This is a genomic window from Bradyrhizobium sp. SZCCHNR1017 (genome assembly GCF_032381375.1).
Taxonomy (GTDB): Bacteria; Pseudomonadota; Alphaproteobacteria; order Rhizobiales; family Xanthobacteraceae; genus Bradyrhizobium.
This window is the reverse complement of the sequence record NZ_JAUHIR010000008.1, coordinates 179,257-204,510: the sequence shown is the minus strand read 5'-3', so window position 1 is coordinate 204,510 and position 25,254 is coordinate 179,257. Positions and strand designations below refer to the sequence as shown.

General features: G+C 65.5%; 19 protein-coding genes. 14 read left to right on the top strand and 5 right to left on the bottom strand.

What is annotated here, in order from left to right; translation table 11 throughout:
* Positions 1 to 143: 143 nt before the first annotated feature.
* The 3 genes from QW863_RS21045 to QW863_RS21035 all read left to right on the top strand — a co-directional run bounded on the left by QW863_RS21045 (position 144) and on the right by QW863_RS21035 (position 4,905).
* Positions 144 to 1,802, top strand: coding sequence for an electron transfer flavoprotein-ubiquinone oxidoreductase (locus QW863_RS21045; protein WP_315717246.1), 1,659 nt, complete (start codon positions 144 to 146; stop codon positions 1,800 to 1,802).
* Positions 1,803 to 2,043: 241 nt separating this feature from the next.
* Complete coding sequence (locus QW863_RS21040; RefSeq protein WP_315717245.1) at positions 2,044 to 3,840, top strand: tetratricopeptide repeat protein; 1,797 nt, start codon at positions 2,044 to 2,046, stop codon at positions 3,838 to 3,840.
* 162 nt (positions 3,841 to 4,002) lie between these two features.
* Entirely contained in the window at positions 4,003 to 4,905 is a 903-nt protein-coding gene (locus QW863_RS21035; protein ID WP_315717244.1) for a 4-(cytidine 5'-diphospho)-2-C-methyl-D-erythritol kinase, read from the top strand.
* A gap of 263 nt (positions 4,906 to 5,168) precedes the next feature.
* On the opposite strand, the gene QW863_RS21030 is transcribed toward QW863_RS21035, so the two are convergent.
* Positions 5,169 to 6,179, bottom strand: coding sequence for a polyprenyl synthetase family protein (locus tag QW863_RS21030; protein WP_315717243.1), 1,011 nt, complete (start codon positions 6,177 to 6,179; stop codon positions 5,169 to 5,171).
* A gap of 137 nt (positions 6,180 to 6,316) precedes the next feature.
* On the opposite strand from QW863_RS21030, the gene QW863_RS21025 reads away from it, so the two are divergent.
* From QW863_RS21025 to QW863_RS20990, 8 genes are all read left to right on the top strand, one after another.
* Positions 6,317 to 6,544: a DUF2007 domain-containing protein gene (locus QW863_RS21025; protein WP_006613556.1), complete on the top strand. Its 228-nt coding sequence runs from the start codon at positions 6,317 to 6,319 to the stop codon at positions 6,542 to 6,544.
* Positions 6,537 to 7,301, top strand: coding sequence for a tRNA1(Val) (adenine(37)-N6)-methyltransferase (locus QW863_RS21020; RefSeq protein WP_315717240.1), 765 nt, complete (start codon positions 6,537 to 6,539; stop codon positions 7,299 to 7,301). Before QW863_RS21025 ends, QW863_RS21020 begins: the two co-directional genes overlap by 8 nt.
* A 242-nt stretch (positions 7,302 to 7,543) precedes the next feature.
* Complete coding sequence (locus tag QW863_RS21015) at positions 7,544 to 8,446, top strand: S49 family peptidase (RefSeq protein WP_315717239.1); 903 nt, start codon at positions 7,544 to 7,546, stop codon at positions 8,444 to 8,446.
* 105 nt (positions 8,447 to 8,551) lie between these two features.
* A complete protein-coding gene (locus QW863_RS21010; RefSeq protein ID WP_315717238.1) occupies positions 8,552 to 8,743 on the top strand; it encodes a hypothetical protein in 192 nt (63 codons plus the stop codon).
* Between the two features lie 128 nt (positions 8,744 to 8,871).
* On the top strand, positions 8,872 to 9,831 hold the full coding sequence (locus tag QW863_RS21005; protein ID WP_315717237.1) for a glycine--tRNA ligase subunit alpha: 960 nt from the start codon (positions 8,872 to 8,874) through the stop codon (positions 9,829 to 9,831).
* Positions 9,832 to 10,111: 280 nt separating this feature from the next.
* Positions 10,112 to 10,555, top strand: coding sequence for an endonuclease domain-containing protein (locus QW863_RS21000; RefSeq protein WP_315717236.1), 444 nt, complete (start codon positions 10,112 to 10,114; stop codon positions 10,553 to 10,555).
* Positions 10,548 to 12,755: a glycine--tRNA ligase subunit beta gene (gene glyS, locus QW863_RS20995; RefSeq protein ID WP_315717235.1), complete on the top strand. Its 2,208-nt coding sequence runs from the start codon at positions 10,548 to 10,550 to the stop codon at positions 12,753 to 12,755. Before QW863_RS21000 ends, glyS begins: the two co-directional genes overlap by 8 nt.
* 2 nt (positions 12,756 to 12,757) lie before the next feature.
* Positions 12,758 to 13,534 (top strand): class I SAM-dependent methyltransferase, encoded by a 777-nt coding sequence (locus QW863_RS20990; RefSeq protein ID WP_315717234.1) that lies wholly within the window; start codon positions 12,758 to 12,760, stop codon positions 13,532 to 13,534.
* On the opposite strand, the gene QW863_RS20985 is transcribed toward QW863_RS20990, so the two are convergent.
* A complete protein-coding gene (locus QW863_RS20985; protein ID WP_315717233.1) occupies positions 13,519 to 13,872 on the bottom strand; it encodes a DUF1236 domain-containing protein in 354 nt (117 codons plus the stop codon). The genes QW863_RS20990 and QW863_RS20985 overlap by 16 nt on opposite strands.
* 248 nt (positions 13,873 to 14,120) lie before the next feature.
* On the opposite strand from QW863_RS20985, the gene QW863_RS20980 reads away from it, so the two are divergent.
* The 3 genes from QW863_RS20980 to QW863_RS20970 all read left to right on the top strand — a co-directional run bounded on the left by QW863_RS20980 (position 14,121) and on the right by QW863_RS20970 (position 19,267).
* Positions 14,121 to 14,276 (top strand): DUF3096 domain-containing protein, encoded by a 156-nt coding sequence (locus tag QW863_RS20980; RefSeq protein WP_012042558.1) that lies wholly within the window; start codon positions 14,121 to 14,123, stop codon positions 14,274 to 14,276.
* 106 nt (positions 14,277 to 14,382) lie between these two features.
* Complete coding sequence (gene ppdK, locus QW863_RS20975) at positions 14,383 to 17,346, top strand: pyruvate, phosphate dikinase (RefSeq protein ID WP_315717231.1); 2,964 nt, start codon at positions 14,383 to 14,385, stop codon at positions 17,344 to 17,346.
* A 439-nt stretch (positions 17,347 to 17,785) separates the two neighbouring features.
* A complete protein-coding gene (locus QW863_RS20970) occupies positions 17,786 to 19,267 on the top strand; it encodes a cell wall hydrolase (protein WP_315717230.1) in 1,482 nt (493 codons plus the stop codon).
* Positions 19,268 to 19,271: 4 nt separating this feature from the next.
* On the opposite strand, the gene QW863_RS20965 is transcribed toward QW863_RS20970, so the two are convergent.
* The 3 genes from QW863_RS20965 to QW863_RS20950 form a co-directional block, all read right to left on the bottom strand.
* The gene (locus QW863_RS20965; protein WP_315717368.1) at positions 19,272 to 21,617 is read right to left on the bottom strand and encodes an ABC transporter substrate-binding protein; all 2,346 of its coding nucleotides are present in this window, start codon (positions 21,615 to 21,617) and stop codon (positions 19,272 to 19,274) included.
* Between the two features lie 152 nt (positions 21,618 to 21,769).
* Positions 21,770 to 22,663: a hypothetical protein gene (locus tag QW863_RS20960; RefSeq protein ID WP_315717229.1), complete on the bottom strand. Its 894-nt coding sequence runs from the start codon at positions 22,661 to 22,663 to the stop codon at positions 21,770 to 21,772.
* 849 nt (positions 22,664 to 23,512) lie between these two features.
* Complete coding sequence (locus tag QW863_RS20950) at positions 23,513 to 25,111, bottom strand: L-aspartate oxidase (RefSeq protein WP_315717228.1); 1,599 nt, start codon at positions 25,109 to 25,111, stop codon at positions 23,513 to 23,515.
* Between the last annotated feature and the right edge of the window lie 143 nt (positions 25,112 to 25,254).

Below are 25,254 nucleotides of genomic sequence, written 5' to 3'. Positions count from 1 at the left end.
CAGCCCATCAGCGAACCGCCGGCGCCTCCAGGAACCCTAGTTAAGTCATTGTTGCTGTTGCAGCTCCGGGTTTGACCTTTGCACGCGCCAGGGGGATGCAAAGGTCAAATCCACTGCACCGGCCGGGCCTGAGATTGAGAGACATGAGCACCGAAGAGTTACCTCCGCGCGAATCCATGGAGTTCGACGTCGTCATCGTCGGCGCCGGCCCGTCGGGCCTGACTGCCGCGATCCGGCTGAAGCAGCTCAATGCCGACCTCAACATCGTCGTGGTCGAGAAGGGCTCCGAGGTCGGCGCGCACATTTTGTCTGGTGCGGTGATCGATCCGGCGGCGCTGGACAAGCTCATCCCCGACTGGCGGTCGGACGAGGATTGCCCGCTGAAGACCCAGGTCAAGGTCGACAAGTTCTTCTGGATGACCGAGAGCAGCGCGATCTCGCTGCCGGGCTTCGCGATGCCGCCCTTGATGGACAACCATCATTGCTACATCGGCTCGCTCGGAAATGTCTGCCGCTGGCTGTCGCGCAAGGCCGAGGCGCTCGGCGTCGAGATCTATCCGGGCTTCGCGGCCACCGAGGTGCTGTATGACGAGCAGGGCGCGGTGCGCGGCATCGCCACCGGCGACATGGGCATCGGCAAGGACGGCAAGCCGAAAGCCTCGTTCACGCGCGGCATGGAGCTGCTCGGCAAGTACACGCTGTTCGCCGAGGGTGCGCGCGGCAGCCTGTCCAAGCAGCTGATTTCGAAGTTCGCATTGGACGCCAAGAGCGAGCCGGCGAAGTTCGGCATCGGCCTCAAGGAAGTCTGGCAGATCGATCCGGCCAAGCACCAGAAGGGCCTGATCCAGCACTCGTTCGGCTGGCCGCTCGACATGAAGACCGGCGGCGGCTCGTTCCTGTATCACTACGACGACAATCTCGTCGCGGTCGGCTTCGTCGTCCACCTGAACTACGACGATCCTTATCTGTCGCCGTTCGAGGAATTCCAGCGCTTCAAGACCCATCCCTCGATCCGCGGCGTGTTCGAGGGTGGCAAGCGGCTAGCCTACGGCGCGCGCGCGATCACCGAGGGCGGCTACCAGTCGGTGCCGCGGCTGTCGTTCGCCGGCGGCGCGCTGATCGGCTGCGCCGCGGGCTTCGTCAACGTGCCGCGCATCAAGGGCGTGCACAACGCGATGGGCAGCGCGATGCTCGCGGCCGAGCACGTCAATGCCGCGCTCGCATCCGGCCGCGCCAATGACGAACTGGTCAGTTACGAGAACGCCTGGCGCGGTTCGCCAGTCGGCGAGGATCTGTTCAAGGTCCGCAACGTCAAGCCGCTATGGTCGAAGTTCGGCACGGTGCTCGGCGTCGCGCTCGGCGGCTTCGACATGTGGTGCAACACGCTCGGTTTCTCGTTGTTTGGCACCCAGTCGCACGTCAAGCCCGATCGCGCCACGCTCGATCCCGCCAAGGCGCACAAGCCGAAGCCGGCGATGAAGCCGGACGGTAAGTTGACCTTCGACCGGCTGTCCTCGGTATTCCTGTCGAACACCAATCACGAGGAAGACCAGCCGGTGCATCTGAAGGTCGCCGACATGGCGCTGCAGAAGAGCTCCGAGCACGACGTCTATGCCGGGCCGTCCAACCGCTATTGCCCGGCGGGCGTCTACGAATGGGTCGAGGAGGGCACCAGCCCGCGCTTCGTGATCAACGCGCAGAACTGCGTCCACTGCAAGACCTGCGACGTCAAGGATCCCAACGGCAACATCACCTGGGTTCCTCCGGAAGGCGGCGGTGGGCCGAACTACGAGGCGATGTAGCCTCGTATAACGCACGATTGCGTGAGTCGGCTGCTCCGGGGAGGGCAGCCGGCCACGATACGGCCATACTGGCGCGGTTTGACGCAGGTCACCTTCGCCAAAGGGGCTCCCGGCTGACCCGAATATCCTGCAGATCCTTGCGGTTGGCCGCCAAACGCGGCATTGTCGGCGCCTTGAAGAGCTGCCGATCGGGTTCGTGTCCGTACCGATCCGTCATTTCCAACAACCAGAGCGCACCGTGATGTTGTCAATTCGCAATCGCTGGACCGCAATTGCCGTTTCTGCCTTGCTGATCCCCGGTGCCGTCCTGGCCCAGACGCCGGATCATCCTGCGGACAACGCCGCAAAATTTCCGACCGGCGTCGATCTGAAGTCGCTCACCACGTCGGGCAGCTATCTGGCGGCCCGCCACGCCAGCGTCGAGCGCGACGCGGCCTCGGCGGCGGCGTTCTACCGCTCGGCGCTACGCAGCGACCCGAAGAACAACGAGCTGCTCGACCGCGCCTTCATCTCCTCGGTCGCCGATGGCGATATCGACGAGGCCGTGAAGCTGGCCGAGCGCGTGCTCACGATCGACAAGTCCAACCGCATCGCGCGTCTCGTGGTCGGCGTGCAGGACATCAAGCAGAAGAAATACGCTGCCGCCCAGACCAACATCAACCAGTCGGTGCGCGGGCCGATCACCGATCTCGTCGCCACCTTGCTGTCGGCGTGGGCCGCGGCGGGCGCGGGCGATTCGAAGGCCGCCGTCGCCAATATCGACAAGCTGACCGGTCCCGAATGGTATCCGCTGTTCAAGGATCTTCATGCCGGCATGATCCTGGAGCTGGCCGGCAAGGAGAAGGACGCCGGCACGCGGTTCGAGCGCGCCTACAAGCTCGACGATTCGATGCTGCGCATCACCGAGGCCTATGCGCATTGGCTGTCGCGCAACAAGGATGCGGCGGCGGCGACCGCGATCTATGAAGCCTTCGACAAGAAGCTCGCGCGCCATCCGCTGGTGCAGGAGGGACTGCGCGAGACCAAGGCCGGCAGGAAGCTGCCGCCGCTGGTCGATTCGGCCCAGGCCGGCGCCGCCGAGGCGCTGTACGGCATCGGCGCCACGTTGAGTCGCCGCGGCGGCGAGGATCTGGCGCTGGTCTATCTGCAGCTCGCGCTGCACCTGCAGCCGAATCATCCGCTGGCGCTGCTGTCACTCGCCGATCTCTACGAGACGGTGAAGAAGCCGCAGATGGCGATCAAGGTCTATGAGCGGGTGCCGGCGAGCTCGCCGCTGAAGCGCAATGCGCAGATCCAGCTGGCGACCGATCTCGACAGCGCCGACCGCAGCGACGAGGCGATCAAGATCCTCAAGGACGTGATTGCCCAGGATCCGAAGGACCTGGAGGCGATCATGGCGCTCGGCAACATCGAGCGCGGCCGCAAGAAGTTCGCCGATTGCGCCAAGACCTATTCGCTCGGCGTCGATTCGCTGCCCGCCAACAACGACAAGGCCAACAGCGTCTATTACTATTATCGCGGTATCTGTCTGGAGCGCTCCAAGCAGTGGCCGAAGGCCGAGGCCGACATGCGCAAGGCGCTCGAGCTGCAGCCCGACCAGCCGCACGTGCTGAACTATCTCGGCTATTCGTGGATCGACCAGGGCGTCAATCTCGACGAAGGCATGAAGATGATCAAGCGCGCGGTCGAGCAGCGCCCGGACGACGGCTACATCGTCGATTCGCTCGGTTGGGCCTATTTCCGCATCGGCAACTACGAAGAGGCGGTGAAGAACCTCGAGCGCGCGATCGACCTCAAGCCCGAGGATCCGACCATCAACGACCATCTCGGCGACGCCTATTGGAAGATCGGCCGCAAGCTGGAAGCCAAGTTCCAGTGGGCTCATGCCCGCGACCTGAAGCCCGAGGCCGAGGAGCTGCCGAAGATCGAGGCCAAGATCCAGAACGGCCTGACCGACGATCCGGCGCCGGCCGCGGCGAGCAACGACAGCAAGGACACGCCGTCCGACGCCAAGAAGGACGACGGCAAGGGCGGCTAGGTCGCCCTGATCACGAGGTGAGAGCCATCACGGGCTCCTCGGCTTGCCGGGGAGCCCGGATGATTTTGATGAAGCGTGTGGCGGTGCCGGCCACGTTCGTTTCGGCCGCTGGCCGAGCGCGATACCGGATCCGCCACCGAACATGCTGGGGGCATTGCGCCGATGTTGGCGTCCACGGTCACCGGCGCGCTGCAGGAGCAGGGGCGCGCCAAGGTCAATCTGACCCTGCGGGTCGTCGGCCGCAGGGTCGACGGCTACCATGATCTCGAAAGCGTCGTTGCTTTCGCCGACTGCGCGGACCAGCTTACGCTGGTGCCGGGCCCGGAGCTGAGGCTGACGACAACCGGGCCGCTCGCGGAGGCCTGCGGCGAGACCACGGACAATCTGGTGCTGAAGGCGGCGCGGCTGCTTGCGGAGGCCGTTCCGGGCCTGAAGCTTGGCGCCTTCACGCTGGAGAAGGTGCTGCCGGTCGCCGCCGGCATCGGCGGCGGCTCGGCCGATGCCGCAGCGGCGCTGCGGCTGCTGGCGAAGCTGAATGGCCTGTCGCTGGACGACCCGCGCCTCACTGCGGTCGCCTTGAAGACCGGCGCCGACGTGCCGGTTTGCGTGCCCTCGCACGCCTGCACCATGACCGGCGTCGGCGAGAACCTGCAGCCGCTCGCGCTTCCCGTCCTGCCCTGCGTGATGATCAATCCGCGCGTGCCGGTGGCGACCAAGGACGTGTTCCAGGCGCTCGGCCTCAAGCCGGGCGATCTGCTGGTCGGCGTGACGGATGTTCTCACGGCGCCGTCCTGGCCGAAGGCCGGTGCCACCATCGCCCATTGGGGCGCCGCGCTCGACCAGGTGAAGAACGATCTCGAGCCGCCAGCCTTAAAGGTGCAGCCGATCATCGGCACCGTGCTCGACGCTCTCCGTGCGAGCGCCGGCGTGCTGCTGGCACGCATGTCCGGCTCTGGCGCCACATGCTTTGCGATCTACGGCAGCGAGGTCGACGCGAAGGCCGCCGGCGCAGAGATCGCCGTCGCGCACCCCGAATGGTGGGTGCATGCGGGGACGTTGAGTTAGTCGTAATTACTTACTAGCGGCGAGCGGCTTCCCGATACAGCGCCCTCTTCCCTTGTGGGAGAGGGCATCGCCGGCTCATCCACGTACTGGGTTGGGTGAGGGGCATCTGTCCGCGGACGCCGCGCTTGCTGAGGCATACCCCTCACCCAAGCGAGCTTGTTGCTCTGTCCTGCATGCCCTCTCCCACAAGGGGCGAGGGCGCATTAACGCACACCGCCTGCGCCGGGGCATGACATCACGAAGGGCAGGCCCAGATTCACCAACTAATGCGACCTGGCCAAACAGAACGCCACCACCTGCTCGAGCGCGGTCTTCATCGGTGACGCCGGAAACAGCGCCAGCGCGTCGACGGCCATGGCGCCGTAGTGATGCGCGCGGCTGATCGTGTCCTCCAAGGCGCGATGCTTGTTCATCAGCCCGATCGCATGGTCGAGATCGTGATCGCTGATCTCGCCGCGCTCCAGCGCCTTGATCCAGAAGGCACGCTCGCTGTCGCTGCCGCGGCGGAACGCCAGCACCACCGGCAGCGTGATCTTGCCCTCGCGGAAATCGTCGCCGACATTCTTTCCGAGCTTGGCGGCCTTGCCGCCATAGTCGAGCACGTCGTCGACGAGCTGGAAGGCGATGCCGAGATTCATGCCGAAGGACCGCGAGGCGGTCTGCTCGGCCTTGGGCCGATCGGCGAGCACCGGCCCGACCTCGCAGGCCGCGGCGAACAGCTCGGCGGTCTTGCCGCGGATCACGGCGAGATATTCGTCCTCGGTGGTTGCAGTGTTCTTGGCGGCGGCAAGCTGCATCACCTCGCCCTCGGCAATCGTGGCGGCGGCGGCCGAGAGAATGTCGAGCGCACGCAGCGAGCCGACCTCGACCATCATGCGGAACGCCTGGCCGAGCAGGAAGTCACCGACCAGCACGCTGGCCTCGTTGCCCCACAGCATGCGCGCCGACAATTTGCCGCGGCGCATTTCGCTCTCGTCAACCACGTCGTCATGGAGCAGCGTCGCCGTGTGCATGAACTCGACGGCCGCGGCCAGCTTGACGTGACCGTCGCCGGTGTAGTCTGTGAGATGCGCCATCGCCAGCGTCAGCATCGGCCGCAACCGCTTGCCGCCGGAGGAGATCAGGTGGTTTGCGACCTCCGGGATCATCGTGACGTCCGAGCCGGTGCGCGACAAAATCGTAGCGTTGACCCGTTCCATGTCGGCTGCGACCAGCGCGACCAGCCCATCGATGGAGGCTCCCGATGGACTCTCGAAAGGTACGATAACCGCCACTCTGGTCTCCGATTTTGCTATGCTCGAAACGACAATAGAAACTGCGGCCGCAGGCGGCAAGGGCAGACACGGAACCTTGACCCAAGCCTGGTTGACCGAAGCCCTTCTTGACCCAAGCCCGCATGGAGACATAACGATTGAAGGAATTGGTTCGGACCAATGATATCGTGCTGGTTTCGGCGATCGGGGCGCTGCTCGATGGCGCCGACATCCATCACCTCGTCCTCGATCAGAACATGAGCATCATCGAGGGCTCGCTCGGCATCCTGCCGCGCCGGATCCTCGTGCATGAGGACGACAATCTCCAGGCCCGGCGGCTTCTCACCGACGCCGGGCTGGCGCATGAGCTGCGCCCTGATGAGTGACGCTGTCGACATCTCCGAGGACGCCGTGCTCGGCGGCCAATTGCGGCTGCGGCAGCCCACGACGGGCCATCGCGCCGGCCACGACGCAATCCTGCTGGCGGCGGCGACGGCCGCGCGTTCGGGCGAGCGGGTGGTCGATCTCGGTGCCGGCGTGGGGACGGCCGGGCTGGCCTTGGCCCGGCGCGTGGGCGGTCTCGGCTTGACGCTGGTCGAGCGCGAGCCGGATCTGGCGCGCCTCGCGCGCGACAACGCACGCGCCAATGCCTTGCCCGCGGAGGTCGTGGTGCTGGACGTCGCCGCGGACGCGGCCGCTTTCGCGGCCGCAGGGCTCGGGCCCGACAGTGTCGACGTCGTGCTGATGAATCCGCCGTTCCACGATGCCGCGCGTCACCGTGCCTCGCCCGAGGCCGCGCGCGCGACCGCGCACATGGCAACGGCGACGACGTTGGAGATCTGGACGCATGCCGCGCGGCGGATGCTGAAATCCGGTGGCGTGCTGACCTTGATCTGGCGGGCCGATGGTTTGAGCGGGGTTGTCGCGGCGCTGGCGCGCGGCTTCGGCAGTCTTGCCGTTCAACCGGTTCACGGCCAGGCGGGCAAGCCGGCGATCCGTATCCTGGTCAGGGCCGTTAAGGGAGGGCGGGCGCCGACCCAGCTTCTCGCCGGAGTGGTGCTGAATGAGGCGGCAGGCGTGCCGAATGACGAGGCCGTGCGGGTGCTGTCGGGGCAGGGGGCGCTGGCCTTGAGCACCCCCTGAACGGTTGATCGTGGTCGGGCGTTATTGCGTCTGAGCTTCGGACTGGCGTTCGGTTACCGTCGTGAAACGGATCGCAGTCAATAGAGTACCGATCAGCAGCATCAACAGGTAGACCTTCATGTATTCCTCCGCCGCACTCTGCACCTTGGCTCGCCGTGCGATTGCCCAGGAGATTGCAAGGCTCGTTCCAGCCCTTTGAATGGCAGCGGCGCGATAAAAAGTGGTTAATCCGAGGTAACAGGATGGTGGACAATTTGACACAACCCAGCGATGCAGCCGGGCTCTTCGATCGGCTGAAGGCGCTGCTTCCGGCGCGGCTGCGCGGCGTACCGGTGGTACCGGTCGTCCGCCTGTCCGGCGTGATCGGCGCGGTGACGCCGCTGCGGCCGGGCCTGACGCTTGCGGGCGTCGCCAAGGTGCTGGAGCGCGCCTTCTCCATGCGCAACGCCAAGGCGGTGGCGCTGGTGATCAATTCGCCCGGCGGCTCGCCGGTGCAGTCGCGCCAGATCTACTTGCGCATCCGTCAGCTCGCGGCGGAGAAGAAGCTGCCGGTGCTCGTGTTCGTCGAGGATGTCGCGGCCTCCGGCGGCTACATGATCGCCTGCGCCGGCGACGAGATCTTCTGCGATCCGTCCTCGATCCTCGGTTCGATCGGCGTGGTCGGCGGCTCGTTCGGGCTGCAGGACCTGATCAAGAAGATCGGCATCGAGCGCCGGCTGTATACGGCCGGCGAGCACAAGGCGATGCTCGATCCGTTCCTGCCGGAGAATCCCGACGACGTGGCGCGGCTGAAGAAGATCCAGCGCGAGATCCACGCGCTGTTCATCTCGCTGGTCAAGGAGAGCCGCGCGACCCGGCTGAAGGGCGCCGACGATGTGCTGTTCACCGGCGAGTACTGGGCCGGCGACAGCGCCGTCACGCTGGGGCTGGCGGACGCCATCGGCGACCTGCGCGCGGTGCTGCGCACCCGCTTCGGCGACAAGGTCGCAACGCCTGTCGTGGCGCCGGCGTCCGGCCTGTTGTCAGGTCTGCTCGGCCGCCGCGCCGCGGGCGCCGGCAGCCTGGGATTCGGCTGGACGGGGCTGGCCGAGGAGGTGATCTCCGCGGCCGAAACCCGGGCGATCTGGGCCCGCTTTGGGTTCTAGACTGGGGGCGCGCCATTTCGCCCCTCGCAATCCGGATTGCGGGGGGAACCGGGATCGGCGACAATGGGATTCGGGGTGGCTCTGTTCATGAACGAGGATCGACCAATGCCGCCGTTCGTTGCTTTCGCGGGTATGCTGGGCGGGCTTGCCGTGGTTCGCTGGGCCTACAAGGCTGCGCAGAAGATCAACCGCGAGCTCGAAGAGGCGCGGCTGTCGCGCGTCGCCGAGGCCGCACAGGCCGCCGAGATCAAGACTCTGCGCCGCGATCCCGTCACGGGCGCCTACCGGCCGGGCTGACGCGAGCCGCTGATCTTCGAACGACGGCACGTCGCCGCCGTTCGGAGACCCTATTGCCTTGATTCCTGATGTCCCCGCCGATACGGTCCGCGCGCTTTTCTGACGCCTGCGAAAGACCGATACCGACGATGGACTCGCTGCCTCCGCACATGCGCCCCGAACGTTCGTTCCAGGGCTTCATCCTGGCCCTGCAACGGTTCTGGGCCGAGCAGGGCTGCGTGATCCTGCAGCCCTACGACATGGAGATGGGCGCCGGCACCTTCCACCCGGCGACGACCTTGCGCGCGCTCGGGCCGAAACCGTGGAATGCCGCCTACGTGCAGCCGTCGCGGCGGCCGAAGGACGGCCGCTACGGCGAGAACCCCAACCGGATGCAGCACTACTACCAGTTCCAGGTGATCATGAAGCCATCGCCGCCGAACCTTCAGGAGCTGTACCTGAAGTCGCTCGGCGCGATCGGCATCGACGCCGCCGTGCACGACATCCGTTTCGTCGAGGACGATTGGGAGAGCCCGACGCTGGGCGCGTGGGGGCTCGGCTGGGAGTGCTGGTGCGACGGCATGGAGGTGTCGCAGTTCACGTATTTCCAGCAGGTCGCGGGCTTCGAATGCGCGCCGGTCGCGGGCGAGCTCACCTACGGCCTCGAGCGCCTGGCGATGTACGTCCAGGGCGTCGACCGCGTCTATGACCTCAACTTCAACGGCCGCGACGGCGACGCCAAGGTCACCTATGGCGACGTCTTCCTGCAGGCCGAGCAGGAATATTCGCGGCACAATTTCGAGCATGCCGACACCGACATGCTGTTCGAGCAGTTCAAGATGGCCGAGGGCGCGTGCCGCAAATATCTCGCCGCAGGCTGGCAAGAAAATGCAAAGCTGGGTAACCGCCGGGAGCATCAGATGGCGTTGCCGGCCTACGACCAGTGCATCAAGGCCAGCCACGTCTTCAACCTGCTCGACGCCCGCGGCGTCATCTCGGTCACCGAGCGCCAGAGCTACATCCTGCGCGTCCGCGAACTCGCCAAGGCCTGCGGCGAGGCCTGGCTGCATACGGAAGCGGGCGGGGCGGGGCTGGCGTCAGCCGGTTGAGCGCGAAGGCCGACCCTTCACCCTCCCCTGGAGGGGGAGGGTCGGCACGCGATCGAGCGAAGCGAGATGCGTGCCGGGGTGGGGTGATCTCTCGGCTCGGGCACTGTTGATGATGGATAGACTGTCACCCCACCCCGATTGCTCATGCTTGCGCATGAGCAATCGACCCTCCCCCTCCAGGGGAGGGTGGGCCCTGTGCTCGTGGCTGGATGACATGATCATCCTCCTCTGGAGGGGGAGGGGCGCTCGCGAAGCGAGCGGGGTGGGGTGAAGGTGCCAGATGGGCAAACGGCCGATCAGCGACTTCAAACGCCGAACCGCGAAACGGCTGCGCGAAAACACGACGGCGGCCGAAGACATTCTGTGGCGTCACCTGCGGCGCCTTGAGATCGAAGGGACTCACTTCAGACGACAGGTCGTCATTGGTCCCTATATTGCTGATTTTGCCTGCCTGGCCCGTCGCCTCATCATCGAGGTGGACGGCTCGCAGCACGGAGAGGATGCGAACATCCAGCGCGACGAGGCCCGGACGCGCTGGCTCAACTCGGAAGGCTTTCGCGTTTTGCGATTTTGGAACAACGACGTTATGACCAGGACTGAGGCGGTGCTCGAAGCCAATCACACGGAGATCGCGGTCACCCCACCCCGCCTGCCCTTGGCAGGCGACCCTCCCCCCTCCAGGGGAGGGTGGTTCTTCGTGCAGAGAGACCTGAGACATGCCTGATCTTCTCCTCGAACTGTTCTCCGAAGAAATTCCCGCGCGCATGCAGGCCAAGGCGGCCGATGATCTGCGCCGCATGGTGACCGACAAGCTCGTCGCCGAGGGCCTCGTCTATGAGGGGGCCAAGGCGTTCGCGACGCCGCGGCGGCTGGCGCTGACCGTGCACGGCATCCCGGCGCGGCAGGCCGACCTGAAGGAGGAGCGCAAGGGTCCGCGCGTCGGCGGCGCCGATGCCGCGATCCAAGGCTTCCTCAAGGCCACCGGCCTGTCCTCGATCGAGGAGGCCACGATCCAGCGCGATCCGAAGAAGGGCGACTTCTACGTCGCGCTGATCGAGAAGCCCGGCCGCGCCACGCTCGACGTGCTCGCCGAGATGCTGCCGGTGATCGTCAGGACCTTCCCCTGGCCGAAATCGATGCGCTGGGGCAAGCGCTCGGAGCGACCGGGCGCGCTCAACTGGGTGCGGCCGCTGCACGCGATCACTGCCACGTTCGGCCTGGAGACCGAGGAGCCGGACGTCGTCAGCTTCGCCGTCGACGGTATCGAGGCGGGCCAGACAACATTCGGCCACCGCTTCATGTCGCCGTCGCCGATTTCGGTGCGCCGCTTCGAGGACTATGAGGCCAAGCTGCTCGACGCCAAGGTCGTGCTCGATCCTGACCGCCGCAAGGACACCATCGTCACCGACGCCAAGCAGCTTGCGTTCGCGCAAGGGTTCGAGCTGGTCGAGGACCCCGTGCTGCTCGACGAGGTCGCGGGCCTGGTCGAATGGCCTGTCGTGCTGATGGGCTCGTTCGATCCGGACTACCTCAAGGTGCCCGGCGAGGTGATCCGCGCCACCATCCGCAACAACCAGAAATGCTTCGTGGTGCGCGACCCCAAGACGGGAGGTCTGGCGCCGAAATTCATCCTGACCGCCAACATCGAGGCCACCGACAGCGGCAAGACGATCATTGCCGGCAACGAGCGCGTCATCCGCGCGCGGCTGTCGGACGCGAAGTTCTTCTACGAGACGGACCTGAAGACGAAGCTCGAGGACCGGCTGCCGAAGTTCGAGCAGATCGTGTTCCACGAGAAGCTCGGGACCCAGGCCGCGCGCATCGCGCGCATCGAGAAGCTCGCCGCCGAGATCGCGCCGCTGGTCGGCGCTGATGTCGCGAAGACCGCGCGTGCCGCGAAGCTCGCCAAGGCCGACCTGCTGACCGAGGTCGTCGGCGAGTTTCCGGAAGTGCAGGGGCTGATGGGCAAGTACTACGCGCTGGCCCAGGGCGAGGACGCCTCTGTCGCCGCTGCCTGCGAGGAGCACTACAAGCCGCAGGGGCCGGGTGATCGCGTGCCGACGGATAAGGTCGCGGTCGCGGTGGCGCTGGCCGACAAGCTCGACACGCTGGTGGGCTTCTGGGCGATCGATGAGAAGCCGACGGGCTCGAAGGATCCGTATGCGCTGCGCCGTGCGGCGCTGGGCGTGATCAGGCTAGTCTTGGAAAGCGATCTTCGCATATCCATTGGTACTCTTGTTAGTCCGCTTTTTGAGAAGATAGATCTCGCCAATATCATGCGGGATATACAGGCTCGAGACGAGGCCTCAAAAAAACTTGGTATCACCGTTGGAGCGATTGCTAGCGGCGGACACCGCAGTGAGGTTTCTTTCGGTGGGCGCTTCTTGGATGAAAGGGCCGTTAACCTCCTCTCCTTCTTCGCCGACCGCCTCAAGGTGCAGCTGCGCGAGCAGGGCGCCCGCCACGATCTCGTCGATGCCGTGTTCGCGCTCGGCGGCCAGGACGATCTCTTGATGGTCGTGCGCCGCGTCGAGGCGCTCGGAAAATTCCTCGACAGCGACGACGGCAAGAACCTGCTTGCCGGCACCAAGCGCGCGTCCAATATCCTCGCGATCGAGGAGAAGAAGGACAAGCGCAAGTTCGACGGCGCGCCGGATGCTGCGCTGTACAGGCTCGACGAGGAGAAGGCGCTGGCGAAGGCGATCGGCGAGGTTGCGGCGGAAGCGGGCGCTGCCGTCGCCAAGGAGGACTTCGCCGCCGCGATGCGCGCGATGGCGAAGCTGCGCCCGGCGGTGGATGCCTTCTTCGACAAGGTGAAGGTCAACGACGACGATCCAAAGATCCGCGAAAACCGGCTCAGGCTGCTGAACGAAATCCGCAGCGCCACGCGCGCGGTCGCGGACTTCTCCAAGATCGAGGGCTGAGAGTGGACCGGCCGACGCTCGCTGCCTATGACCGTGAGGCGGCGGCGTTCGCGGCCGACTGGCATGCGCAGCCGGCGTCGGCCGATCTCCACGACATCGTCAGGCGCTTCTTCGTGTCCGGTGGCCGCACCGCGGACATCGGCTGCGGCAGCGGCCGCGAGGTCGGCTGGCTCAATGCCAACGGGTATCCTGCGGAAGGTTTCGACGCGTCGGAGGGACTGCTGGCTGAAGCGCGCACGCGCTATCCGAACGCGTCGTTCACGCATGCCGAACTGCCCGCTCTCGCCAATATCGCGGATGCAAGCTTCGACAACGTGCTGTGCGAGACCGTGCTGATGCATCTCGATCGCAGCGACGTGGTGCCGTCGGTGCGGCGGATGCGCGCGATCACGAAGCCCGGTGGCGTCCTGTATCTGAGCTGGCGGGTGACGGAGCAGGCCGATCAGCGCGATGCCCACGGCCGGCTCTATGCGGTGGTCGACCTCGCAACCATCCGCGCACTCTTTGAAGCTGATACGAGCCTGCTCGACGAGGATGTGGTCAGCGCCTCCTCGGGCAAGGTCATTCATCGCCTGGTGGTGAAGACGGCTGAGCGCAAAGTGCGCCCTGGCTCACAGCAGGCGTCGTCGGTCGCCCCTGGATCGCGTCGCTATGCTTGCGATGACGGCGAAAAAAGTAAGCCCCACCCGGCGGGGGGAACCGGGCAGGGCCTTTCACATCTGGCCGCTTGCGGGGGCGTTGGCGACCAAATGCAGCTCTATAACTACTCAACAACCTGAATGATCCGCCGGGATCGCGGTTCGACCAGAACAGTTTCGCCGTTGACCACGGTGTAACGGTAAGGTGTCGCACCGAAGCGCTGCGGGACGTCGTAATATGTAACACCGGACTCTGGCAGCACGGTGCCAACAACGACGCGATCGGGGATCACATAGTTGGGAACACGCTCGCGGACGACATATTCGCGAAACTCCGGCCGTCGCTCGACCGTGATCACTGGAGCGTCCTCCTCGACCACGACGCTGCGGCCGACGCCCGTGGTGTAGGATTGCGCCTGTGCGGCCGCCGGAATCACGAGTGCGGCCACGAGGGCAGCAAGGGTGAGATGGGTTCGCATGGACGGGACTCCTGAGCTGTTGATCGCTGAGAGAGACCGGCGCGCGCCGGCATCTGCTCCCAATGCCGGCAACAGGTCATCGTTCCGTGCAACGCCACGTGGAACCGGCGGCATTTTTGCGGCAGATCCAGCGGTGGGGGAACCGGAACTCGTGCCGTGCGTCTCCTATTCCGCCACGATGGGCCAGGATAAAGTCCGGCCAAATCGAATCGCCCCAGCCTCGTCCTTCAATCATTCAGAGCTCGTCGATGACCCTGACCGTTGCCCATATCTCGCCGATCATGTCCGTGATCGCCGGCGTCCTGATCCTGATCATGCCGCGCCTCTTGAACCTGATCGTCGCGATCTTCCTCATCCTGAACGGCCTGATCGGCATGGGCCTGCTGAAGTGGCTCCACTTCTAGTCCCAGGTTCTAGTCCCAAGGTCGGGAACCCCCGAGCTTGCGCCGCAGCGCCCAAAGTGGTGTAAGGCGCGCGATTTCTCCTCCCATTTGCGGATCGAAGCACCTCATGGCCAAAGCGGTAGCGAAGTCTAAGAAAGTTACAGCGAAATCAAAGCCTTCCAAGCCCGGCAAGGCCAAGACCGCAGCACTCGCTCCACCGCGCAAGGCGCTCAAGACGGCGTCGAAGCCCGTGGCCAAGGCCCCGGCCAAGGTCGCGCCCAGGTCTGTACCGAAAGCGCCAGTGAAAACCGCTCCGAAGAAGCCGGCCAAAACGGCTGCCAAGCCGGTCGCCAAGGCCGCGAAGGCGTCGGCTGCCAGGGCCCCGGCCAAGAGCGCGGTCACCGCGATCAAGCCGAACAAGTGGGTCTACACCTTCGGTGACGGCAAGGCCGAAGGTAAGGCCGGCCTGCGCGACCTGCTCGGCGGCAAGGGCGCCAATCTGGCCGAGATGGCCAATCTCGGCCTGCCGGTGCCTCCGGGCTTCACCATCCCGACCTCGGTCTGCACCTACTTCTACGCCAACGACAAGACCTACCCGAAGGAGCTGCAGTCGCAGGTCGACAAGGCGCTCGACTACATCGGCAAATTGACCGGCAAGAAATTCGGCGATCCGGAGAACCCGCTGCTGGTCTCGGTGCGCTCCGGCGCCCGCGCCTCGATGCCGGGCATGATGGACACCGTGCTCAATCTCGGCCTCAACGACCAGACGGTGGAAGCGCTGGCACAGCTGTCCGGCGACCGCCGCTTCGCCTTCGACAGCTATCGCCGTTTCATCACGATGTATTCGGATGTCGTGCTCGGCTTCGAGCACCATCATTTCGAGGACATCCTCGACAGCTTCAAGGACACCCAGGGCTATCAGCTCGACACCGACCTCTCCTCCGAGGATTGGGAGATGCTGGTCGGCAAGTACAAGGACGCCGTCGCCCACGAGACCGGCAAGGACTTCCCGCAGGACCCGCACGACCAGCTGTGGGGTGCCATCGGCGCGGTGTTCTCATCCTGGATGAACGCGCGCGCGGTGACCTATCGCAAGCTGCACGACATCCCGGAATCCTGGGGCACCGCCGTCAACGTCCAGGCCATGGTGTTCGGCAACATGGGCGACACCTCGGCCACCGGCGTCGCCTTCACCCGCAATCCCTCGACCGGCGAGAGCAAGCTCTACGGCGAGTTCCTGATCAACGCGCAGGGCGAGGACGTCGTCGCCGGCATCCGCACCCCGCAGGACATCACCGAGGACGCCCGCGTCGAGTCCGGCTCCGACAAGCCGTCGATGGAAGTCGCGATGCCCGACGCGTTCAAGGAGCTGACGCGGATCTACACGCTGCTCGAGAAGCACTACCGTGACATGCAGGACATGGAGTTCACGGTCGAGCGCGGCAAGCTGTGGATGCTGCAGACCCGCAGCGGCAAGCGCACCGCCAAGGCGGCGCTGCGCATCGCGGTCGAACTCGCCAATGAGGGCCTGATCTCGGAGAACGACGCCGTGCTCCGCGTCGACCCGGCCTCGCTCGATCAGCTCCTGCACCCGACCATCGATCCCGCCGCCAAGCGCGACGTGGTCGCGACCGGCCTGCCGGCCTCGCCCGGTGCGGCATCGGGCGAGATCGTGTTCTCCTCGGACGAGGCCACCAAGCTGCAGGCCGACGGTCGCAAGGTGATCCTGGTCCGCATCGAGACTTCGCCGGAGGACATCCACGGCATGCATGCTGCCGAGGGCATCCTGACCACGCGCGGCGGCATGACCTCGCACGCCGCCGTGGTCGCGCGCGGCATGGGCAAGCCCTGCGTCTCCGGCTGTGGCACCATCCGCGTCGACTACGGCCGTGGCACGATGAGCATCGGCGGGCGCACCTTCAAGACCGGCGACGTGATCACCATCGACGGCTCCGTCGGCCAGGTGCTGGCCGGCCGCATGCCGATGATCGAGCCGGAGCTGTCCGGCGAGTTCGGCACCCTGATGGGCTGGGCGGACGCCGTGCGCGAGACCGGCGTGCGGGTCAACGCTGACACGCCGGAGGATGCGCGCACCGCGATCAAGTTCGGCGCCGAGGGCATCGGCCTGTGCCGCACCGAGCACATGTTCTTCGAGGAGACCCGCATCCGCACTGTGCGCGAGATGATTCTCTCCGAGGATGAGCAGGAGCGTCGCGCCGCGCTCGCCAAGCTGCTGCCGATGCAGCGCGCCGACTTCGTCGAGCTGTTCGAGATCATGAAGGGGCTTCCCGTCACGATCCGTCTGCTCGATCCGCCGCTGCACGAGTTCCTGCCGCACACCCAGGCCGAGGTCGAGGAAGTCGCGCGCGCGATGAACACCGATCCGCGCCGCCTGGCCGATCGCGCCCGCGAGCTCTCCGAGTTCAACCCGATGCTCGGCTTCCGCGGCTGCCGTCTGGCGATTGCCTATCCGGAGATCGCCGAGATGCAGGCGCGCGCGATCTTCGAGGCGGCGGTCGAGGCCGAGAAGCGCACCGGCGAGGCCGTCGGCCTCGAGGTGATGGTGCCGCTGATCGCGACCAAGGCCGAGTTCGACCTGGTCAAGGCGCGCATCGACGCGATGGCGCAGGCCGTGATCCGCGAGACCGGCGCCAAGCTGGAGTACCAGGTCGGCACCATGATCGAGCTGCCGCGCGCAGCCCTGATGGCCGGCCAGATCGCCGAGGCCGCCGAGTTCTTCTCGTTCGGCACCAACGATCTGACGCAGACGACCTACGGTATCAGCCGCGACGACGCCGGCAGCTTCCTCGGCGCTTACGTCGCCAAGGGCATCCTCGAGATCGATCCGTTCATCTCGATCGACCGCGAGGGCGTTGGCGAGCTGGTCAAGATCGGCGTCGAGCGCGGCCGCGCCACGCGGCCCAACCTCAAGGTCGGCATCTGCGGCGAGCATGGCGGCGATCCGGCCTCGGTCGCGTTCTGCCACAAGGTCGGCATGAACTACGTGTCGTGCTCGCCCTACCGCGTGCCGATCGCCCGCCTGGCCGCTGCGCAATCCGCGCTCGGCAAGGAGATCGCGAGCCAGGCCTGATCCTGCTGCGACCGATCTGATCCTGATGAAGGCCGGCACATGTTGCCGGCCTTTTTCATTGGTGAGGGTTCGTCGCGGTGCGGCGCGCACGTGACGCAAGGTGCACTTCTTCTCCACCACGGCCGTCATTCCGGGGGCGCTCCGGAATGACGAGTGGAGAGAGCGAACGTCGCAGGCCGATGGAACACTCCGCCTCATGATGTGCAGATGATTCTCATTCACCGCATCTGTTGACTGAATGTTCACCCGTTCTCGTCGGTGCGCTGTTTACCAAGCATCTCGATCACTCGGCGCTCTGCAACTTCCCCGCTTGCCTGTTTCACAATTGCAACGCGGATTAACTCCTCGGCAACCTAAACCCGATACGAAGAGAGAAGATCGAATTGCACGGAAGCACTGTCGTTCGGTCGATCCAGTAAGCGTTGCGTTGAGCGTATCGATGTTAGTTCTGCGTCCCGATCCGAAGGGCGCGCGATTTGCGTCCTTCGGACTCGGTCTCTGCGTCTTCGCTCTGATGCCGACAGAGACCGGGTATCAAGACATCGCCTCTCTGCTCGCCCGCCAGCCGGGCGTCGCCGAACGCTGGCAGAAGCGTGTGTTCTCGGCTGCGGCCTCCATTCAGCTCGCCACCTATAGTTTCGGTCGTCCGATCGGAACCTCGGCGCCGCAGGCGGTGAGCATCCGCCTCGCAAGCCTCGATGGGCGCGATCTCGACATCACCGGATCGACGCCGCGCAATCCGGCGCTGCAGGTTCCGCCGCGCTATCAGGCCTCCGATTTTCCCAAGGTCGATCGCACGCTGAAGGGCGATCGTCTCGTCGTGCGTCCCCCGACGCCGTCGGCGCAGCCGACCGAATCGGCCGCGCCCGTCGAGCCCGCGCCCTCCGAGCCCGCACCCACGCCATCGACACAACCGGATTCGAATTCCTCGGTGTTCGGCGCCAAGACGACGGAAGCGCCGGCGCAGGAGCCGCTCCCGCAGCGTTCTGCACTCGATCCCGAATTGCAGGAGGCGCTGAGCGCGCCGCCGCTTGTGCAGTACGACGCGGCGAAGTCCGAGATCCAGCCATCGGGCGAACTGAAGCCTGCAGCCGATCAAATCCGGGTGGACGGCGCCGTCAGCTATGACGGCCTCACCATCAAGACGTCCAACCTCTATTTCGGCACGTCGTCGCTGGGCGGTGCTGCCGGCACCATGGAGACATGGCTGCCGGGCGAGGCGCCACTGATCGTGATGCCGGATCCGGACCTCAAGCCGATGGCGGTGCTGTCACATCCGGCCGACGATGCTGCCAAGGCCGGCGATGGCGGCGAGAGCATCGCGCCGAAGGGCGAGGTCAATGCCGACAATCAGCGCGACAGGACTCCGGCCGAACGGTTGGGGCTCACGGACGAGAAGGCGCGCTTCAAGTCCGAGAAGTGTCTTGCCGAAGCAGTCTATTTCGAATCCCGCGGCGAGGCGGTGCGCGGCCAGATGGCCGTGGCGCAGGTCGTGCTGAACCGGGCGTTCTCCGGCTATTATCCGACGACGGTGTGCGGCGTCGTCTACCAGAACAAATACCGCCACTTCGCCTGCCAGTTCACCTTCGCCTGCGACAACAATCCGGATGTGATCCGCGAGCCCGATATGTGGGATCGCGCCAGGAAGATCGCGAAGGCCATGCTGGACGGGCTGATCTGGCTGCCGGAGGTGGGCAAGTCGACCCACTATCATGCCTATTGGGTGCGGCCGTCCTGGGTCGCCGAGATGAAGCGCATGTACAAGTTCGGCGTTCACACCTTCTACCGGCCGAAGAAATGGGGCGACGGCAGCGACGCGCCGAGCTGGGGCACGCCGCAGCAGACCGCGGCCATTTCGGCCGAGCTCACCGAGGCCGCCAAGAGCGAGGCCGAGAGCAATCCGAACTGGACGCGGCGCTAATCATCTAGCGACGCGTCGCATTCCACTCGAGAAAGCGGCGATACAACTCGGTCTGGCGCGCCTGGTCCGGCGGCGTTGCGGCCGTCGGCTTTGCCGTGACAGGAATGCGCGGGGACGGTGCGGCGGCCGCGACCGGCTTCGACGGTCTAACGGTGGCCGTAGTGGCCGCCGGAATCCGTGTCGTCCCATCGAGCCATTCCTGCGCGGCCCGGAACCTGGTCCAGCCGGCGACCGGCGCGCGCGGCGCCATCTCCTGCCATTTCGGATGGAAGGGAGGCCGCTGCAGCTGCGACATGCGTGAGAACAGCGACTCGACCAGCAGCGACAGCCGGCGATCGCGGTCGCTTCCCGGCTGCCAATTATACGACGCCAGGATTGCCTCTGCTGCGATCGTTTCCACCGACTCGGAATTGGAGATCAGGTTGGGGTAGTCGTCCGCGGTGAGCTTGGATGGAAGGTAATCCTCGCGCAAGGTCTTGTCGTAGCCGACCGGGACGAGATGCAGATTGGCATCCGTGATCTGGCTGAGCCAGGGCACCGGCTTGCCGTCGACCGCAATCATCGCGTCGATCTCCCCCTTGCGCAACATTTCGAGCGCGATGCGCGGCTCGATATAGAGCAGATGCGGCTTGATCGCGAGCCGCTCGAACACGTTGATCGCGGTCACGAAGGTGCTGCCGTCCGGCAGGTCGACCGCAACGGTCTTGCCGTCGAGCTCCCGCATGGTGCGGATCGATCGCGGCGCCAGAACATGCATTTCCTCGTTGAACATCTTGGTGACGTAGACGAGCTGATTGCGGATGTTGCTCGCGAAGTCCTTGCGTTCGAGATAGGACAGCGTGTCCTTGCGCACGATTCCCACGTCGACGCCCTTGAGCATGAGGATGTCGGCCACCGCCTGAACCGAGCCGCTGCCGAGGACCGGCATGACCCGCAGGTTGATGCCGTCATTGAGGACCGAGGCGACGTCGGCGCCCATCTGGGAATAGGTGCTGCCATACGAGCCCGTCATCAGGCTCACCGTATTGGCGTTGAGCTGGCTCGCGAGATCGCGCTTGGCCGAGGCATAGCGGAAGATCGCCTTGAAGGAATCGCTGACCGCACCCGGGTCGATTCCGCTGCGCACAGGCCCGAACCGTTCCCAATGGCCATTGACGAAACGCTTCATCTGCATCTGCTCGATCGGCGCGTGGTCGCTGGCGCTGGTATTGGCGACGATCCCGGGAATCAACATGGGAATTGGCGTCCCCTTCAAGGAACGCGCCTGCCTCATGATGTTGTCGCGGGAGAAGTCGTCGCCGCAATTGCGCAGGACCGCAACCATCAGGTTGGCAAGCGCGTAGCCCACGATTCCCAAGCTGTTGTTCTTGCTGATTGCAGGCGCGTAGCGATCCATGAACGCGGACCACTCGGCGAAGCCGGGATCGCCGCCCTGCACACCGCCCTCGTACAGGATGGTGGCGGAAAGCAGTCCTTCCGCGTTCTGCAGGCCTGCAGGCTGCAGCACGGTGGCAACCGAATCCGAAACCGTGGGGATGATGTGCTCGGGTCTCCAGCCGAGCTCGGCGAGGCGGCGGATCGCGAGCACCGTGAATTTCGGGGTGCTGACGTCGACCAGGATGTTGGCTCCGGCGGTCTTCAGCTTCGCGATCTGCTGATTGATGTCGGCATCGGTGACCGCGTAAGCCGCTTCCGCGACGATCGGCAGCTTGCCGCCGAGCCCGTCCTTCAAACCCTTCAGATAGTCCTTGCCGAACTCGTCGTCTTGATAAAGCACACCGATGCGCGCGCCACCGGCATGTTGCTCGAGCAGATATTGCGCGTGAATATGAGCTTCAATCTGGTAGCTGGGTTGCGCTCCCATGGTCCAAGGATAGTCGCGAGGCTGATCCCAGATCGAGGCGCCGGAGCCGACGAACAATTGCGGTATCCTGTTCGCGTTGAGATAAGGCCGCACCGCCGCGCTGGTCGCTGTTCCAACGCTCGCAAAGATGACGTCGACCTTGTCTTCCTCCACCAGCCGTCGTGTCAGCTCCACCGTCTTCTGCGGATTATAGCCGTCGTCATAGGAGATGTAGGTGATCTTGCGGCCCCTGATCCCGCCCTCGTCATTCACCTTCTGGAAATAGGCGGAGATGACCTTGCTCACGCTGCCGTAGGCGGCCGCCGGCCCGCTGTAGGGCGTGGTATTGCCGATCCGGATCTCGCCCTCGGCAGCACGCGCCAGGCCTGGCACGGCGGCAAGCACGAGGAGCAACGCTACGGTCGGAGAACCCGGCGCGCCAAGCAGCCGAGGACCACGGGGCGCCGACGACAAGGCCGGTTGCAACAGACGATCAAACATTCCCATCATGGACCTCATCACGCAACACAACACTTTGCGGGGACGCGCGTCGCCCGCACGACACCATCGACCAGGATCCGGCGGTCTGCGCGCCGCCGCAATTCCTGCGCAGCGACCGGCGTGAGACCGCGCTGGATCACCCGGTTTCGAAGCTCGGGTCACTCGAGCCGCCGTCGAGCCTCGAGTGACCCGAGTTCGGCGGCTCTCGCGTACCAGGCGCGGGCCTTGGCCGGATCGGGCGCGACGCCAACGGCTTTCAGGTTGGACAAGATCGCGGGGTCATAGGTGCCGGCCAGCGTCAGTGATGCTTCGGCGTCCGCTTCCGCGACATGCGCCAGGATCAGGCGGGCACTCGCAACGTCGCCCGCGCCGATGAGATCGCGTCCGCGCTTCAGCATTTCGCTGATCTCGTTCTTGGTCAGCGCAGACGCGGCCGCCGGTGCAGGGCTCCTGGTCGCGATGGTCCGAGATGCTTTCGGCGGAATTGACTGCGGGGTCTCGCCTCCGCCCGGAGCCGGCTTGACGATCGGGACCGACGCCACGATCGAATCGGCCCGTCCGATCGTGTGCGCCGCGGCGTCCAGCGATGCTTGGCCGTCATCGGATTTCGATTCCCCCGCTGTCCCGAAGTTTCGGGGAGACGATGAAGCGGTCGCTTCAGACTTCGTAACTGTTTCAATGTTCGGAGCCTGCATGATGCGCACCGCAAAGAACGCGAGGCACGCAAGCGCGGCCGCTGCGGCACCGAGCCGGAAAACAGAATCGAATTCGAGCCGTTCGGGCGGAGGTGGAGGCATCACGACGGGATCGAGTGAAGGGATCTGCCAGGATCGGTCCGCTTCTGCTGGCGCCATTGGCATCGGCGCATCGTCAACCGCTGAAGCGGTTTGCCACCACGGCCGGGAGAGATCGGTGGCCGCATCCTCATCAGGCGCAGACGTCGCATGCGCGAGGCTGATGGACAAAGCGGCAGGCTTTGCCGGGCGCCAACGTTCGCTCTGCGCATCACCCACGGTGATCCGCGATCCGCTACTCCGCAATAAGGAACTCATCCTCAACTACTCCTGCGGACACGCGCCATCGCGTCGCCCCGCAACACTCCCTGGACCCTTTGGCGCCTTTCTGCTCGGCGACTCGGCTCCAAACCGGAGGCGAGACCGATGACCGAATCTATGGCCATGCCAAGCGGTGAATCGGCGATCTGGCAGCCGTGAATCCCCATTTCCTCGTCAGCAGGACGGACAAAACGCGCGCTACTACTTGAGCACCGCTAAATTTCGACCATCTCTTTTTCTTATTTGTACAGGTTCCGCGGTTCTTTTGCCGAAATCATGGCGAACCTGTCCAGCCATTTAGTTGGTGCTGGTAAATGCCGTCGGCGCCGGGGCGCACGAGATAGTGCGGCGGCGTCTGGCCGAGAACGATCTGAAACCATGGCGCAGGAGCATGTGGCGTATACCCACAGATCGATGCGAATTAGTCGCGCGCGTAGAGGATGTGCTCGATCCGTGCGGCGAGTCGCATCAGCGTCAGCCGGTGATCTGCTTCGACGAAAGGCCTCGTCCAACTCATTGGCGAGGGCCGCTCAGATCGTGCGCGTGATGACTACGAGCACCAGCGCAACGGTACGGCCGATTTGTTCGTCCAGCGCCCGCGGATCAAGGGATGCACGCGGCCGACACAGCACGCACTAATTACATCGTGCCTGCCCCCAAATACCGGCGAGGCAGCAAATAACAACGAGTCGTAATATCTGTATTGGGCGACGATGGCTGCTTCGTCATGAGCACCGTCATTCCGGGACAAGGCCGCAGGCCCTGAACCCGGAATGACGGTGATCACGAATGACGGTGAAAACGCGACTGCCGAGCTCCGTCGTGACGCAGTCGGATCAGCTCTTGCTACGCGCTCAACGGCCGCGACTGCCGCGCCGTCGGCCGTGCCGCGAGCTCGTCGGCGATCTCGCGGGCAGCGGCCAATGTGGTCATCGTCCGCTGCGCGAAACTCGGATTCTCCGCGGGGCAGTCGGCGCGGCAATGCGCGCCGCGGCTCTCGCGCCGGCTCCAGGCCGCGGTGGCGATCAGCAGCGCGGCGCTCGCCATGTTGCGCAGCCTCGGGCTGCCGGCGTCGCGCTCCATCCTGGCAATCGCGGCGATGGCCTCGGCGAGCCGCTCCTCGTCGCGGATGACACCGAGCTGGCTCGTCATCATCTCGCGCAGCGACACCTGCGCTGCGCCCGCGCAGGATCCGGCCGGATCGGCGAATGCAACGTGCTGCAGGGTGGAGGGCGCGGTCAACGTCCGGCCGGCGATGTCGTCGGCAATCCGCCGGGCGAACACCAGCGCCGCGAGCAGCGCGTTGCCGGCGATGTGGTTGGCGCCATCCGTTGCCGTCGCGGCGACTTCACCTGCCGCCCAGAGCCCCTCGATCGAGCTGCGGCCCTGCGCGTCGACCGCGATCCCGCCCATGTGGAAATGCGCCGCCGGCGCCACTGGAATCGGCTGGCGGGTCGGATCGAGCCCCGCGGCGACGCAGGCCCGGTGCAGTATCGGATAGCGCTCGGCGACGTCGTCATCGAGCACGTCGCGCGCATCGAGAAAGGCGCCGCGTCCAGCGATGATCTCGGCCATGACGCCGCGGGCCACCGTGTCGCGCGGGGCAAGATCGACCAGCGGATGGCGCGGCAGCATGAAACGCTGGCCGCGCCGGTTGATCAGGATCGCGCCGGCGCCGCGCAGACTCTCGCTCACAACCGGCGCCGGATCGTGACCGGCCATCATCGCGGTCGGATGAAACTGCACGAACTCCGGATCGGCAATCACCGCGCCAGCGCGGGCGGCGATGGCGAGGCCGATGCCGGTGGCGTGCGGCGGATTCGTGGTCGCCGCGAACAGCCGGCCGATGCCGCCGGTGGCCAGCACGATTGCCGGCGCCGCGATCAGCATCGGCGCGGCTGCGTCGTCATCGGTCGGCCGCAGTTGCAGGCCACGCACCGCGCCGTCTTCCGTCAGCAGCGCGTCGGCGACATGGCCCTCGATGATGCGGATCGAGGGCGTCGCGCGCACGGCTTGCGACAGCGCGGTGATGATCGCCTGTCCGGTGAAGTCCCCGCGAACGCTGAGAATCCGTCGCGCGGCGTGCGCAGCCGCACGAGACGTCGCCAGCCTGCCGCCGTGATCACGATCGAATGCCACGCCGAGACGGACCAGGTCCTCGATTGCAGCCGAGGCATCGCGCGCGAGCGCCAGCGCCGCCGTCGCGTCGACCAGGCCGCCACCCGCGGCGATCATGTCGGCGGCATGGGTATCGGGGCTGTCGCCGGATGACACCGCTGCGGCGATGTCGGCCTGCATCGTCGTACCGAACGAGGCCTCACCCAATGAGGTCGCGGAGATCAACGTGACCGGCTGCGGGGCGAGCTTCAGCGCGCAGAACAGTCCGGCAACTCCGGCACCGACGATCACGACGTGGCCGGATGTCTCGATCTGATCGTGGTCCATGTGCTGTCCAAATTCCACATTCCGTGCGCATGTGTACCGCGGTACCTGTTAGTTCTTCTTCAGAGACTTCCTTCGCTGTTTATCGGTGTTTGGCGACAAATAGCGGCCGTTCTGAAGGTCGCTCCCGCACAGGATGAATCGTC